Genomic DNA, 14,259 nt, shown 5'->3' with positions numbered 1-14,259 from the left:
TTGCCCGCCGCCTTTAGCTTGCCTAATGCTCCGCTCTTTGACCTGGTGCGCGAGCTCTGGAACGTGTCCGAGTCCAGCCCCGCTGGTTTGTAAAGAGAGGCAATCACCGTGATCGTTCGCGTGTTTACCGATCTGCACTACACCGAGGACGTGCGTGACATGACGCTCGACGGGGAGCGGGCCGCGTTCTACCGCCGAGCGTTCGACGCCTTCACCGCCCCCGGCGCTGACCTGCTCGTTTCGCTGGGCGACATCTCTACGACGAGCAACCCGAACCAGATGCGCCATGTGGTTGAGGAGCTGTCGTGCGCGCCGTTCCCGGTCCACTGGGTCTACGGCAACCACGATACGATGTTCGTGAACGAGGCCCACATGAACGAGATCTACGGGCGTGCGAACCACTACGCGTTTAGCAAAGGTGGGGTCCACTTCGTTGTCATCGACACGACGAATCCTTTTGACATGCAGCACTGGGGTGGGCACGTCGATGAGGGTCAGCTTGCGTGGCTGGCAGTCGAGGTCAAGGCTGCCCAGGGCCACCCGCTCGTCGTGATGGGCCACCACGCCCTGCACGGCACGACGACGCCCCACTCTGACGAGGAGAACCACTTCGTCGACAACACCGACGCCGTGCTCGATGCGCTGGCGCGCCACGAGGGCGGCCCGGGCCTCTACCTGTGCGGCCACACGCACCGAAACGGCTACGCCGAGCGTGACGGCTGGCACTACCTCATGCTAGCCGACGTCCCCGACATTGCCGGGTACCTGGAGCTTGATTTTGGCGTCGATGAGATCGATGCTCACTACCGCCATTTCGACGACGTCGAGGACCATGCGTTTGCGCACGGTATCCCGATCTATGGGCACCTGGGTCGCGCGACCGCCGAGGACGGTTGCACGTTCGAGGGGATCCACGTCCCGCTGCGCTCATAGGGCATGTCTGGCGCGTGCCACACCGCCGGGGCCGATCGAAACGATTACGCAAAGGAGACCTTGTCGCCATGCACCATCTCTTCGTCATGAGCGTCGACGCCCTGTTCACGACCGACCTTGCTGACGTGCGCCACCTGCCCGGCTTTACCGAGGTCCTTGGCAGAGGAGCCGGCGCGGCCGTGTACCACGACGTCTACTGCGTCTACCCGACGCTGACCTATGTGTGCCACGCCACGATGGCGAGCGGCTGCTGGCCGATGCATCACGGTGTGCCGCACAACCAGCGACTCAACCCCGCCATTTGCGATCGAGACTGGTACTGGGAGTACGCGAGCATGCGCGTACCCACGGTGTTCGACTGGGCCAAGCGCGCGGGGCTGACGACGGCTAACGTCGGCTGGCCTGTCACGGCCGGCGCTCCTTGCATCGATCACAACGTACCTGAGGTGTGGACCGTCGACCCCGAGGCACTTCAGACGCCCGAGGCCACACGCGCCGCGCTCGATGACATCTACAGGCGGGGCTGTTCCCCGAGCGGCTACGAGCTCTACGAGGCCCATCGCGACTTGCTTGCCAACAACAAGACGCCCGAGCTCGATGAGTTCGACATCGCCTGCGTCGAGGACATCATCCATCGCCACCGCCCCGACGTCTTCTACACGCACCAGGCCCAGCTTGACCATGCGCGCCACCTCCATGGAGTCCATGCCCCGCAGGTCCAGGAGGCGCTTCGCATGCACGACGCCTGGCTGCAGCGAGTCATCGCGGCGCTTAAAGGCGAGGGCATCTGGGACGACACCATCTTCGTGTTCCTCGGCGACCACGGCCATATCCAAATCGACTACCAGGTGTGCCCCAACGTGCTGCTCGCAAAGGCCGGGCTCATCGACGTGGCACCTGATGGCAGCGTGGCCGGGTGGCGCGCCTACGTGCAGAGCTCGGGCGCGAGTGGCCAGCTGTTCCTGCGCGACCAGGATGACCTGCCCGCTGCGCGTCGTGCCCTGCAGCCGCTGCTTGACGAGGGCCTCGTGAGCGACGTGTTCACGCGCGAGGAGGTGCGCGTGCGCTTCCACGAGGAGGGCGAGTTCGCGCTCATGCTCGAGGCGGCACCCAACCACTGCATCGGTGCCGAGTGCACTGGCGAGTTCGTTGTGGGCACGGACGCCACCGACTACAAGTTCGCGGTGTCTACCCACGGCCACCTGCCCTTCCGCGGTGAGAAGCCGTGCTTTGTCGTGAGCGGGCCCGGCGTAGCGCCCGGCAACTTCGCCGGCGCGCGCCTCGTGGACGAGGCCCCGACCCTCATGGACCTCGCTGGCATTCCCTACGACCCCGACGCCCTCGACGGCGAGAGCCTCGTGACTCCTACCTCTCGCGCTGTCCGACTTCCCCAAATCTGGTAGGCCCGGCAGACACGTCCTTCTGCTTGGAGCGCACTCCCATCCTGTAGACTTTGGTTGCGAGGGAAGCCCGCCCACAACCTCCGCCGCGAGTTCCGCAGTGCTCGACGTTCCTTGTCGAGCGGTACGAGGACTGTCTGAGCGCCGAAGGCTGCGCGCGGGCTCGCCCGACCGAGCATCGAGGATGCTTGCGCTCTGGATCAGGGGAGAGGGAGATGCCATGCGTTACCGGGAGATTGGCACGACGGGCGTGCAGGTCAGCGAGATCGGGTTCGGCGGCGAGTGGGTCGACAAGGAGAACCTGGCACGCACTCGCGCACTGTTCGACCGCTGCGAACAGGCTGGCATCAACATCGTGGACTGCTGGATGTCCGATCCTGACATGCGCTCGGCGGTCGGCTTCGGGCTTGCCGGGCGGCGCGATCGCTGGGTCATCCAGGGCCACATCGGCTCGACGTGGCAGAACGGCCAGTATGTGCGCTCGCGCTCCATGGTCAACGTCGTGCCGGCGTTCGAAGACCTGCTCAAGCGCCTGGGGACGGACCACGTCGAGTTTGGCATGCTTCACTTTGTGGACACCGACGAGGACTATGACGTCGTGATGGGGCTCGCTGCCCCCACGGCCGCAAGCGAGGCGGCCCTGGGCAACGCGGGTGGTGGCGAGGCCGGTGCCCAGGCACGCGCCGAGGCCGCGGATGGGGCGGCCGGCGGCGACACCGCCACTGCGGGCGCGGCCTGCCAGGATACGCCCGCAGGCTCCGACTCGGGGCTGCCTGCGAGCTGCCTGGCCTATGCACAGCAGCTCAAGGCGGCGGGCGTCATCGGGCACATCGGCATGAGCACGCACAATCCTGCCATCGCTCAGCGTGCGGCCGAGAGCGGCGTCATCGAGCTCATCTTGTTCAGCTGCAATCCGGCGTTTGACATGCTTGAGGCGGGCGTCTCCATCGACGAGCTCTTCAAGGCGGAAACGTTTGGCGGCGTTTCGGAGGCCGAACCGGGCGCCGACGGTACCTCGGAGGCTCTCGACGCCGCCCAAGGCGCCTGCGAGCACCCCTCTTTCGGCGGCATCTCGCCCGAGCGCGCACGTCTCTACGCGACGTGCGAGGAGCGAGGCGTCGGCATCACCGTCATGAAGGGCTTTGCGGGCGGGCGGCTGCTCTCGGCGGAGACGTCGCCGTTCGGTGTGGCCCTGACGCCGACGCAGTGCCTGCACTACGCGCTGACGCGTCCGGCTGTGGCAAGCGTGCTTGTCGGCTTCTCCGAGACCGCCCACATCGACGAGGCCGTCTCCTATGAGAGCGCGACGCCCGAGCAGCTCGACTACGCCAGCGTGCTCGCCGCCGCCCCGCGCAACGCCTTTGCAGGCCGCTGCACGTACTGCGGCCACTGCGCGCCCTGCCCCTCGCGCATCGACGTGGCCCTCGTCCAGAAGTACGCCGACCTCGCCCAGATGCAGCCCGAGGTGCCAGAGTCGGTCGCCGACCACTACCGCGTGCTTGGCGCCCATGCCTCCGACTGTGTTGCCTGCGGCTCGTGTGAGGAGCGCTGCCCGTTTGGCGTGCCGGTCGTGGCGCGTATGGAGGAGATCGCCGAGCTGTTTGGCAGGTAGGCGAGTGGGTACACTGGGCCATCGAATAGGCAGGCGGCGCGGAGAGGAGCGCAGACGATGGGTGACGAGACGAACGGGGAGCGCCTAACGGCCATGCCCGATGGAGCGGATCTCATCTATGACCCCAAGCCGGGGACGGTCGGCGTCACGCTTTCGTACCCCGACGCCGAGAGCGCCGTGCTCAAGGTATTGGCGCCGGCCGCGGAGGTGGCAGAAGCCCTAGCCGCCGCCCGTGCCTCGCTGGCTCGCCGCTGCGGCTTGCCCGACGATTCCGAGGGGCTGACGCAGCTCAACGCCCAGGTCGACGAGGCTGCGGTTACGTCGTATACAGCGGGTTTCGTGCTTGACCGCCTGTCGTCCGCCGCATTCATGCGCGTAGGCGTCATGCCGTTCGGCACGCCCGATGTCACGGTTGACGAGCTGCCTCAGGCGGACCATGACCTCTCGTTTGAGGTGCGCGTCCTTGTGCGTCCGCACGGTGAGCTGACCGACTACGACACGCCGGTGACGATCGACGTGGCTCCCGAGCCGAGTGATGCCGACGTCGACGCATGGATCGATGCCATGGCGCACAGCCTTGCCGAGCAGGCGGGCAAGGACGCCTCCGCCCCCGTCATAGACGACGCCTGGGTCATTGCAAACATGCCCGAGGCGGGGGATCTTGCGGGCCTGCGCAAACGCGTGCGCGACCTGCTCAATCGGCCGAGGGCTTCTAAAGCGTTGGACGACTGCGCGTTTGCCCTGGCTCAGCGGCTGGCGGCTCCGGTGGGGGAGCGCTACGTCGACGTGCTTCTCGAGGAGGAGCGCGACCGCGCGGCGCAAGAGCTCGCCGAGCAGGGCGCGACGCTCGACGAGTACTGCAAGCAGAAGGGGATTTCACTGTCTGCCTGGGAGGATGAGAGACGCGAGCTTGTGCGGAAGCGCCTGTCGGCCGACGTGGCTCTTGACGCACTTGCCGATCATTTCGAGCTGCAGGTTGACGAGAAGTACATCAAGCACGCTCTCGAGCATGCCCGTGTCGCCGAGCTGCCAGCCACCTATGACGAGCTCGCCTGGTGTGCCGAAACGGGCCAGACGCATCGTCTCTGCGAGTATGCCTTGCGTCTCGGTGCCACCGAATATCTGTACTGGCGGGCAATTCGGCGCCCCGCGGCGGAGGCGTAGGGGGCGGCTTCGGTCTTCTCTTTGTGTGAGCCTGTGGTCGGGCCGACGAACGGGGGCGGGCGTGCGGCATGCGCGCCGCTCGGCGCGGGCTCGACCACGGCTGTTTGCTGCGGCATTTCTTACGTTACTTGTGCTTGTAGCCCGTATAGGCGGCGAGAACACCACACGCCATGCTTGCCAGGGCAAAGAACCGGTGCCACTTCATACGCTGTCCCTCCGATTTCTTTGAGTGGGCTAACTAATCTTGCTATTCTAGATGTTAACGCTACTAAACAAATTGTATACTACCGCCACAACGTAGAGGGCGACGCTTTGCTCGGATCTCCCGGTCGGGGGCAGTCCGGTCGGGGCGTCGTTTTGCGTTCGTATCGGTTGGGCTCGTGTTTCGATGCGGGCCACAGGTGGAAGGGAAGCACCATGTTCAAGAACATCAAGAAGCACGACGCTCTCCTCGTCGGCGGCGGGGTCCTGCTCGGCACGCTCGGCGTGAAGGCTCTGACGAGCAAGCCCGCCAAGAAGCTCTATGTCCAGGCCGTTGCGACCGGGCTGCGTGCCAAGGCCTCGTACGAGGACGTCGTGGAGCAGGCCAAGGCCCAGGTTGACGACATCGTCGCCGAGGCCTCCTACATCGCCAAGGCTGACGCCAAGCCCGCCGAGGACGCATGCGGCTGCGCCGGTGCTGCCCCCGCTCCCGTGGTGGCGTAGGCGCACGTCATGGAATACTCGATCGAGCATGAGGTCCCCGGCAGGCTGCGCGTGCGCCTCGCCGGGCCCGTGCCGTCGGACGACCTCGACCCGCTGACGAAGGTGCTGCTCGCGTGCCCCGGCGTCCAGGACGTGACCATCTACCCTCGCATCGGCTCGCTTGCGGTGCGCTATGGTGAGGCGCCCACCACATCGGGGGAGGGCCTTGCGACTGCGCGTGAGCGTGCGCTCGCCGCCCTGTCTGCCGTCGACGCGAGCGCCATCGAGACGGCTCGCCGTGAGTACGCGTTTGCGCTGGCGCCGCGCACCCACGCGCTGTTCATGGACCTCGCCAAGCTCGTGGGCTTTCACTACCTGCGCCGGTGGTTCCTGCCGAGGCTCGTCACGACCATCTACGCCGCCTGGCATTACCGCACGTACCTGGCGGCGGCGCTGCGCTCTCTGGCGCACGGCCGGCTCGACGTGCCGGTGCTCGACGCGGCCGCCATCGGCATCTCGTTCATCAAGGGCGACCCGCGCACGGCGGGCTCCACGATGTTCCTGCTCGACCTGGGCGAGACGCTCGAGGACTACACGCGTGCCCAGTCCGAGAACCAACTCATCTACTCGCTGCTTGCGGTGCCCGACACGGCCCAGCTCGTCGAGGGCGACGAGGAGCGCGCCGTCCCGGCGTCGGAGCTGCGTGCGGGCGACCTCATCGCCATCCGCACCGGCATGCCTGTGCCTATCGACGGCACGGTCGAGAGCGGCGTGGCCATGGTGAACCAGGCGGCGATGACCGGCGAGCCTCTCGCAGTCGAGCGCACGGTCGGCGACGACGTGTTCGCGGGCACGGCCTGCGAGGACGGCCAGATCTACGTGCGCGTGCGCAAGGCGGCGGGTGACACGAAGCTGCGCTCCATCGTGAGCCTTGTCGAGCAGTCCGAGGCGCTCAAGGCGGCCGCGCAGTCGCGCCGCGAGCGTTTGGCCGACGCCATCGTCCCGTGGAACTTCCTGCTGGCGGGCATCGTGGCGCTCACGACGCGCAGCCTCATCAAGACGAGCGCCGCCCTCATGGTGGACTACTCGTGTGCGCTCAAGCTCACGGGCTCCATCGCGGTGCTCACGGCCATGAGCCAAAGCGCGCGCGAGGGCTTCACGGTGAAGGGCTCGAAGCACTTCGAGGCCTTTGCGCAGGCGGACACCATCGTGTTCGACAAGACGGGCACGCTGACGGACGCCAACCCCTCTGTCGCGTGCGTCCTGGCGTTCGACGGCTGGAACAAAACGCAGGTGCTGAGGTTCTCCGCCTGCCTCGAGGAACACTTCCCACACCCCGTGGCACGTGCTGTCGTGCGCGCCGCTGCGGAGAAGGGACTCGCGCACCGCGAGCGCCACGCCGAGGTGGAGTACATCGTGGCGCACGGCATCGCGAGCTCGCTTGACGGCAAGCGCGTCGTCATCGGCAGCGAGCACTTCGTCACCGAGGACGAGCACGTGCCGGTTTCAAACGAGCAGCGTGCGGCGATTGCTGCGGAGACGCACGGCCTGTCGGCGCTGTACCTTGCCGTCGATGGGCAGCTCGTCGGTGCGCTGGGCATCGAGGATCCGCTGAAGGACGGCGTGCGCGAGGCTGTGGCTGACCTGCGCGCGCTGGGGTTTGAGCACGTCGTTATGCTGACGGGCGACAACGAGCGGGCTGCTGCGCGTATCGCCGGGGAGGCCGGCGTCACGGAATGGCGCGCGAACATGCTGCCCGAGGGCAAGCACGCGTTTGTGGAAGAGCTTAGGGCGGCGGGCCATCGCGTCGTCATGGTGGGCGACGGCGTCAACGATTCGCCGGCGCTGTCGGCGGCAAACGTCGGCGTCGCCATGGCCAACGGCACGGCCATCGCCAAGGAGGTCGCCGACATCACGCTCACAAGCGGTGACCTTGCGGCGCTCGTAAGGCTGCGCAGGCTCTCCCAGGGGCTCATGAAGCGGTTGGACGCGTCATTTGCCCAGGTCATGGCGCTGAATTCCGGCTTCTTGGCTGCGGGCATCGCCGGGGTCATCACACCGCAGACCTCGAGCCTGTTGCACAACGGCTCGACGATCGCTCTGTCCATGCGTGCAACCAAGAGCTATCCGGTGGCATAGCGGCGGAGCTAAGGCGTATCGACGATGCTTTTTAGGGGGCACCCCGGTACCTGTGACTGCCGGGGCGCCCCGTTGCTGTCCTGTGGAGAGACCGGATGGCCCTGCCGGTCGTCACTCGCCTCCGTTTGGCAGAAACGACGCGCCTCCGTGGCCAGAAGCTCCCGTCGTGTATGGCCTCCCTGTTGTTTCGCCCCCTGCGCTGAGAGCCTTTCCTGGGCTTTTCTTGCCGCAAGCTCCGTACATGGCACCCTATTCGGAGGGGTCCCATACACGGCGTACACTTTTGGCCAGCATCGCTCCATTTTGGACAGAACCGGCCAATCAGCGGTTTTTCGTGCACGGGGAGGCGTTTATGGCGAAGCGGGACGAACGGCAGCTGTTTGACATGCGGGTCATCATCTCGCCGGCTAAGAAGATGCGCGGCTCTGGAGGGGAGGGCGTACGCGGGCGATCTGCGGGTGACGACGCCGCCTGCGATGCGTTCCCACCGACAGGCATCCCGCCGTTTCCGCAGATGAGTGCCCGGATTCTAGCGGAGCTTCGGGCGAAGTCCCGCGCCGAGCTGCAGGCGATCTGGAAAGTGAGCGAGGCGCTGCTCGAGGAGAGCTGCGAGCGTACGGCTGCTTTGGAGCTGTCGATGAGCTGGGAGGACGCGTGCATATCGCAGCTAGCCGCGCGCCTTGTGCCCGCCCTCTTCTCCTATGACGGCATCCAGTACCAGAGCCTCGCTCCTCAGGTGCTCGACGAGCCGGCGCTTGCGTGGCTGCAGCGCCACCTCCTCGTGCTGAGCGCGCTGCACGGGTGCGTGCGGCCGTTCGACGCCGTTATGCCTTACCGACTTGAGATGGGCGCGCGCCTGCCGGTGGGCGACGCGCGCGACCTCTATGCGTTTTGGGGACCGACGCTGGGCGCATACGTGGCTGCCGATCGGGAGGGAGAGGCGTCTGTCGGCGTGCGGACGTGCGTCGTGAACCTGGCGAGCGTTGAGTACGCAAAGGCGGTGCTTCCGTATTTGCCTGCGGGGACGCCGACGGTGACCTGCATTTTTGGCGAGGCGCTCAAGGACGGCAAGCCAGTCCAGCGCTCGACGGCCAGCAAGACGGCGCGAGGCAGCATGGCGCGCTGGCTCGCGGAAACGCGTCCGTCCGACCCTGCGGATTTGCGCCTGTTCGACGTGGGATATCGCTACGACGAGGACCTTTCCCGGGAGGTGTCGCGCGGGGCGATCTGTGCGCCAGAAGCAGGCAGTCTTCCCGCGACGCTCGTTTTCATGCGCAAGGACTAGCTTTCTGCTGCTGTGTGGCGCGCTCTTGGTTCAGCTCCCTCCCCACGTCCTCCCAACCTGAACGGTAGAATGGGTGCCCCGTGGAAAGGACGGATCGTCGTATGAGCCCTGCCGATTGCCAGACAAGCGCCGCGTCCACAGCCGAGCGCTCTCATACGCTCCGCTGCTGGGGGCTCTATCTTGCCAAGGCCGCCGCCCTGATGGGCGCGCTCTTCGTTATCGGTCGGTTCTCTCCCTCGCTGCCGCCTGCAGGAGTTGCCCTGCTTTGGGTGGCTGTGAGCAGCGCTTCGGCACTCGGACTCGCATATCAGGCCGTCGTCCACAAGACGCTGAAGCAGGCACAGTATCGGGAGGGAGGCTGGCGGGCTCGGCTCAACAACGGCCGCGTGTTCAGCCTCGTTGTCTCGTTCGTGCTGTCAGCTGCGTGCGTGGCAAGCCTTATGTTCGAGGTCGCGAAGTGGGGCTTGCCCCAATGGTGCCTGATCATCGCGTCCGTGCCCGTCTTCCTGCTCGTCTCCGTCCTTGTTCGCCGGCTCCTGCATGAGGAGTACGAACCTGCGTTTCTCACCTCGCACGTTGCGCGACTGAGCGGTATCGTCGTGTGGGTGCTGCTGTGCGGTGCCTTTCTCGTCATGGCAATCGTCCAGCCGTTGGAGGCGTATACCAGCGCGAGCGAGGCGTTTCAGTCAGCGCCCCAGCCGTTTGCTGACGCGCCCTCGGTGCTTATGCGCGAGGTGGGCGATCTGACTGCGCTTACAGATGGCCTGACTTCCTATGCGATGGCGCAGACGGCCCAGGTTTCCTATGTCTGGTATCTCGTCTGGCGCGTCATCATGGGCGCTACAACGCTCGTTGCTGTTGCCAGCCTTCTTAGCTTGAGCCTGCTGTCGTGGCCCGATATGAAGCGCGTCTTTCTCCCGCTTGAGGTGGCGAAAGATCCCGATGCCCCTCGGCGCCCGGTCACGCGCTATGTTGTCGTGGCGGCGGCGCTTCCGATCCTGCTCTTCGCTGCCTTTCTCGTGGCGGACCACGTTGTTGCGCAAGCTGCGCAGACGGAGGAATACTCCGCCGCGGAGAGCTTTGTCCGCGGCCAGGTCGGCGTTGCGGCCGATCTGATTGACGGGACGTATTACGAGCACGAGGCTGTGGCGGAGCTCACCCAGCAGATGGGGGAGAGATCGTCGGAGCTCTCTGCGGAGGCGAAGGAGGCGCTCGTTCCGACCATAAACGCCGTGTATGACGCGCAGCTCAACAACGTGGATGCTTATCTTGACTGGTATTACAGCCTGCCCGGCGACTACGAACGCCTCGCCACAATGGTTACGGGTACCGTCGAGGACTACGTAAGCGAGCAGTTTTCATCCATCATCGGTGAGGGCATCGACGACACCGAGCTTGTCAACCAGATCGAGTACTTCTCGGCTCAGGCAAGCGAGCTCGAGTCCGACTTTCGCGAAGAACTGGCGAACTATCGGCTCGACGACGTTCCAGAATGGCTTTTGGACGTGCAGGATGCGATGGACAGCGCCTCCCTGTTCAAGACGCTTGAGCCAACCCAGGAGCTTGTCGATGCAGGTGCGCGCATCGGCGTGAGCGCCGGTGCTGGCGTGACGGCTGGCGTCGTGTCCAAACAGCTGGTGAAGAAGGCAGTGGACAAGCCATTCTTCAAGCAGCTCGTGAAAAAGATCACCGAGAAGATCGCCTCCAAGGGCGTGGGGACGGCGATAGGAGGTGCCCTGGGCACGGTCGTGGGAGGGCCCGTTGGCACGGCTGTCGGCGTCGCGGCGAGCGCGGCTATCGGTGTCGGTGCCGACTATGGGCTGCTTAAGCTAGACGAGTACCTGAATCGCGATCAATTTCGGCAGGAGATCGTGGACATCATCGAGGAGCAACGCGCCGAGACGCTCGCCATTGTGCAGTAAACGGAGCAGTCAGTTCCTATCCGTTTCCCACACACCCCTCCAAACGAAAAAGGCCAGGAGGCAAATTGCCGTCCTGGCCTGCGAGTTTGAGCTGGTGGCTGGAAAGGGAGTCGAACCCCTGACACGGGGATTTTCAGTCCCCTGCTCTACCAACTGAGCTATCCAGCCAAAGCGCGGAAATCACTATACCAGAGTTGGCGTTCAGGTCAAGGAGTTCTTTTACCGGCGCGTGCTCCTCCATAACTGTCTGCTCCAGCTTCGATGACGCAGAGTTGTGTATGCTGCTACGGGACAGCAGGACGTCGTGAGGGGTGGACGTATGGCGGTGGAGACAACGCGCGGGCACGAGGGCGCGCCGATTCAAGATGCGGCGGACGACGGAGGTTGCGCTCCTGCCCAGAAGACATCTAACGTCGAGCTCCGTGAGACGCCCGAGGGGCTCGTTCTCGTTTCGGACGGCCTGGAGCTGCGCGGCGACTTCACTCGGATGCTGCCGCGCCTGCGCCCCGACCGCCTCTCGCGCGAGCTGCTCGTGCGGGCGGCGCGCCTGAAGGGCCTGGAGGCTCCGTGGGCCATCGATGCGACGGCTGGCCTGGGAGAGGACGGTCTGCTGTTGGCGGCTGCGGGATTTCGCGTGACGCTGTACGAGTGCGATCCCGTCATCGCGGCGCTCCTGCGTGACGCCCTGCGCCGGGCGGCGGATCTGTCCGAGCTGTCGGCCTCCGTTGCTCGCATGGAGCTCGTCGAGGGCGACAGCGTGGCGGCGCTCGGCGGGCTATCGCATACGCTAGACGCTTGTCCCGACGTTGTCTACCTTGACCCGATGTTTCCGGGGCGTACGAAGTCGGCTGCCGTCAAGAAGAAGTTCCAACTGCTCCACCACCTCGAGGCTCCCTGCGCTAACGAGGATGAGCTCGTACGGGCGGCCCTGGGAGCGCATCCGCGCAAGGTCGTCATCAAGCGCCCGATCAAGGGGCCGCACCTCGCAGGCATTAGGCCGTCCTACTCCCTGTCTGGCAAGGCCGTGCGCTACGACGTCCTTGTCCCGGCAAGCACGAGGCTCCCGTAGCTGCGTCGGCCTGAGCCCATCCCAGGTAGACACCCGTTTTCGCACCGTTTGCGCACCTGATTCATCTAGACGGGCCCGTCTTTGTCGGCGTATTGTGCGAGGCGTCAAACGGGCGGCGAAGGGACGGGCACATGGCGAGCCGAAAACGCGTTGGGGCAGCGGACGGATCTGGTGAGCCTCCAAAGTCCCTGCTTGCCTCGTTTGCTGCGTACGTGCGTCTGCCGGCGCTCCCGACGAGGACCTGGATCCGCGCGATGCTCCCTCGCGTCGGCATTCCAGTGGCGTTCGCGGTGCTCTACTACGTGATAACGCGCTGGCCAGTTGGGGGCGATCCCGCCAACGTCGCGGGGGTCATGGACATGGTCGCCGCCGGCCTGGCGGCACACTGGTACTACGCTCAGTGGCGCAAGGGCCTGGGAGCGAAGCAATTTCGACTGGCGCGCTGGGCGGGCACGTTCATCTGGCTCGGCGTCTTCATCTGGATCGCTGTGCAGTTTGTCGCGTGCATGATGTCGATCGGCCTAACGAGGAGTTATGGCTCGTGGGCAGAGCTCTCAGCGAGCTACATGGCGGCCCTGACGAGCGCCGGCGTGTGGGGCGTGCTCGTGTTTGCGGCGCTCGTTCGACTCGTCGAGAAGCTGTGGGAGTGGCAGCGCGAGCGTCTTGAGCCGACGGAGGCCCTCTGGTGGGCGGACTATCTCGTGACGTTTGCCGTGTACTTCCTGCGGGTCCTCGTCGCCCTGTCCGTGGCTGCCGTCGTGTCGACGCTGCTGGCGCCGGGTTTTGGCTATCACGTGCTGTACGAGGGCTCGTGGCTGAACGGCACGCTCGTCTTCTTGCGCCAGCTGGCAGAGGCGGGGACGCTTACCATGCTGCTGCTTGCTGCGGCGTTTCGCATGGTGTCGGCTCGCTGCCGCTTGTGGATCGAGGTGCGCGAGAAGCGCGAAGGTGTGGGGGATCTGGTGTGCATGTGGGGCAAGAGGCTCTTGCGCGTTGTCGAGGTGCTCGCCTACGGCACGTTTGCGCTGGGGCTCATCGGCTCGGTCGTGGCGCTTATCTACCCGGAGGCCGGACCGACGGGCTTCGGGTGGGCCATGCTGATAGCGCAGGGGTTCCTGCCGACGTCTCTCGTTCTCCCGGTACTCGGCATCGTCGCGCTCTGCTATGCGTGGTTGGCGTATCGATGGTGGCGCGATGCTCCGGGGCGTGCTTGGAGCATGGCGGCCGCCTCCGGGCCCGTATTCTCTCGGCCCTCCAAGCCTCCCAAGCGCCCGTTTATCCTGCGCGCGCTCGTCTGGCTGCTCGCGGCGACTGCGTTGGCTGGCCTGGTTTTCCTCGTCTTGCTTGCCCTGAATGACATGCTTCTTGCCGTCAAGTACGGGGTCGGTCCCGCAGCTGTCGCGCAAGCGATCTGCTCGTCTGTCTCTGCCGGCCTGGCGGAGCCAAACATCTGGGGCATGCTCGCCATCGTCGTATGGCAGATCGTCGTCATAATCGCCATCCTTATTGTCGGCCTCATTGTGCTAGGCCTCTTCCTCGGCGGCGATGGCGCCGGCGGGGGTGGCGGTGGTGGTGGAGGGGGCGGCGGAGGCGGAGGTGGTGGATTCAGCTCGCCTTCGAGCTCTGGGAGCAGCGAGACCATCCGCGACCGCTACGGGCGTAAGCTCGCAACCGTCGAGAAGGACAACCTGTTCGGTACGCGTGTCTACGACCGCTATGGGCGCCAGATCGGCAGTGAGCGCGCGAGTTTTGACGGCAGCGACCGCTACGACATCAACGGCCACGACGTGCGGGTGCGTGACTCCGCGTTCGGTTCTGACAAGACCATCTCCGTTGATGGCGAGCGGGAGGGCCGTGTGCACGATGGCGGCTCCGACGGAGACGCCTGGTTCGACGACCGGTGGAAGTAGGGTGTCGCGCTTCGTGGAACCGCCGGGTTCGCTCGGGGCCGTAGGCACGCAGCGATCGCCCTGACGCTTGGTTGACGTGGGCGGCCCTCTCGGCTGGCAGTCTCAGCCGGTGACGGGCCGCCTGCCGGTTGAGGGGTGTTC

Annotated in this window: 10 protein-coding genes and 1 tRNA gene; 10 read left to right on the top strand and 1 reads right to left on the bottom strand. The window is 65.6% G+C overall.

Annotated features, from left to right (window positions below; translation table 11 throughout):
- Window positions 1-108 precede the first annotated feature (108 nt).
- The 8 genes from KHZ24_05715 (at window position 109) to KHZ24_05680 (ending at window position 11,139) form a co-directional block, all read left to right on the top strand.
- Complete coding sequence (locus KHZ24_05715) at window positions 109-933, top strand: metallophosphoesterase (GenBank protein ID MBS5450694.1); 825 nt, start codon at window positions 109-111, stop codon at window positions 931-933.
- Window positions 934-1,001: 68 nt separating this feature from the next.
- Window positions 1,002-2,336, top strand: a complete 1,335-nt coding sequence (locus KHZ24_05710) for an alkaline phosphatase family protein (GenBank protein ID MBS5450693.1) — start codon at window positions 1,002-1,004, stop codon at window positions 2,334-2,336.
- Between the two features lie 487 nt (window positions 2,337-2,823).
- Window positions 2,824-3,945 carry a 4Fe-4S dicluster domain-containing protein gene (locus KHZ24_05705; GenBank protein ID MBS5450692.1) on the top strand — a complete coding sequence of 374 codons (1,122 nt, stop codon included), beginning with the start codon at window positions 2,824-2,826 and terminating at the stop codon, window positions 3,943-3,945.
- Between the two features lie 57 nt (window positions 3,946-4,002).
- Complete coding sequence (locus KHZ24_05700; protein MBS5450691.1) at window positions 4,003-5,109, top strand: hypothetical protein; 1,107 nt, start codon at window positions 4,003-4,005, stop codon at window positions 5,107-5,109.
- A gap of 417 nt (window positions 5,110-5,526) precedes the next feature.
- Entirely contained in the window at window positions 5,527-5,814 is a 288-nt protein-coding gene (locus KHZ24_05695) for a DUF1490 family protein (protein MBS5450690.1), read from the top strand.
- 9 nt (window positions 5,815-5,823) lie between these two features.
- A complete protein-coding gene (locus KHZ24_05690; protein ID MBS5450689.1) occupies window positions 5,824-7,932 on the top strand; it encodes a heavy metal translocating P-type ATPase in 2,109 nt (702 codons plus the stop codon).
- Between the two features lie 385 nt (window positions 7,933-8,317).
- On the top strand, window positions 8,318-9,217 hold the full coding sequence (locus tag KHZ24_05685) for a YaaA family protein (protein MBS5450688.1): 900 nt from the start codon (window positions 8,318-8,320) through the stop codon (window positions 9,215-9,217).
- Window positions 9,218-9,318: 101 nt separating this feature from the next.
- On the top strand, window positions 9,319-11,139 hold the full coding sequence (locus KHZ24_05680) for a hypothetical protein (GenBank protein MBS5450687.1): 1,821 nt from the start codon (window positions 9,319-9,321) through the stop codon (window positions 11,137-11,139).
- A 92-nt stretch (window positions 11,140-11,231) separates the two neighbouring features.
- Here KHZ24_05680 and KHZ24_05675 read toward each other — a convergent pair.
- Window positions 11,232-11,307, bottom strand: a tRNA-Phe gene (locus tag KHZ24_05675).
- A gap of 151 nt (window positions 11,308-11,458) precedes the next feature.
- Here KHZ24_05675 and KHZ24_05670 point away from each other — a divergent pair.
- Both KHZ24_05670 and KHZ24_05665 read left to right on the top strand, forming a co-directional pair.
- Complete coding sequence (locus KHZ24_05670; GenBank protein ID MBS5450686.1) at window positions 11,459-12,208, top strand: class I SAM-dependent methyltransferase; 750 nt, start codon at window positions 11,459-11,461, stop codon at window positions 12,206-12,208.
- A 131-nt stretch (window positions 12,209-12,339) separates the two neighbouring features.
- Window positions 12,340-14,118, top strand: coding sequence for a hypothetical protein (locus KHZ24_05665; GenBank protein MBS5450685.1), 1,779 nt, complete (start codon window positions 12,340-12,342; stop codon window positions 14,116-14,118).
- Window positions 14,119-14,259 lie beyond the last annotated feature (141 nt).

The sequence above is a fragment of the Coriobacteriia bacterium genome (assembly GCA_018368455.1).
Lineage (GTDB): Bacteria > Actinomycetota > Coriobacteriia > Coriobacteriales > UMGS124 > JAGZEG01.
Note: the sequence above shows the minus strand (reverse complement) of the source record. Positions and strands in the feature narration are given on the sequence as shown.

Bases quoted from the DNA above. Each gene is read 5' to 3' on its own strand.
- KHZ24_05690 (MBS5450689.1), top strand. From the start codon at position 5,824: ATGGAATACTCGATCGAGCATGAGGTCCCCGGCAGGCTGCGCGTGCGC.
- KHZ24_05665 (MBS5450685.1), top strand. From the start codon at position 12,340: ATGGCGAGCCGAAAACGCGTTGGGGCAGCGGACGGATCTGGTGAGCCT.
- KHZ24_05680 (MBS5450687.1), top strand. From the start codon at position 9,319: ATGAGCCCTGCCGATTGCCAGACAAGCGCCGCGTCCACAGCCGAGCGC.
- KHZ24_05705 (MBS5450692.1), top strand. From the start codon at position 2,824: ATGGTCAACGTCGTGCCGGCGTTCGAAGACCTGCTCAAGCGCCTGGGG.
- KHZ24_05685 (MBS5450688.1), top strand. From the start codon at position 8,318: ATGCGGGTCATCATCTCGCCGGCTAAGAAGATGCGCGGCTCTGGAGGG.
- KHZ24_05710 (MBS5450693.1), top strand. From the start codon at position 1,002: ATGCACCATCTCTTCGTCATGAGCGTCGACGCCCTGTTCACGACCGAC.
- KHZ24_05700 (MBS5450691.1), top strand. From the start codon at position 4,003: ATGGGTGACGAGACGAACGGGGAGCGCCTAACGGCCATGCCCGATGGA.
- KHZ24_05670 (MBS5450686.1), top strand. From the start codon at position 11,459: ATGGCGGTGGAGACAACGCGCGGGCACGAGGGCGCGCCGATTCAAGAT.
- KHZ24_05695 (MBS5450690.1), top strand. From the start codon at position 5,527: ATGTTCAAGAACATCAAGAAGCACGACGCTCTCCTCGTCGGCGGCGGG.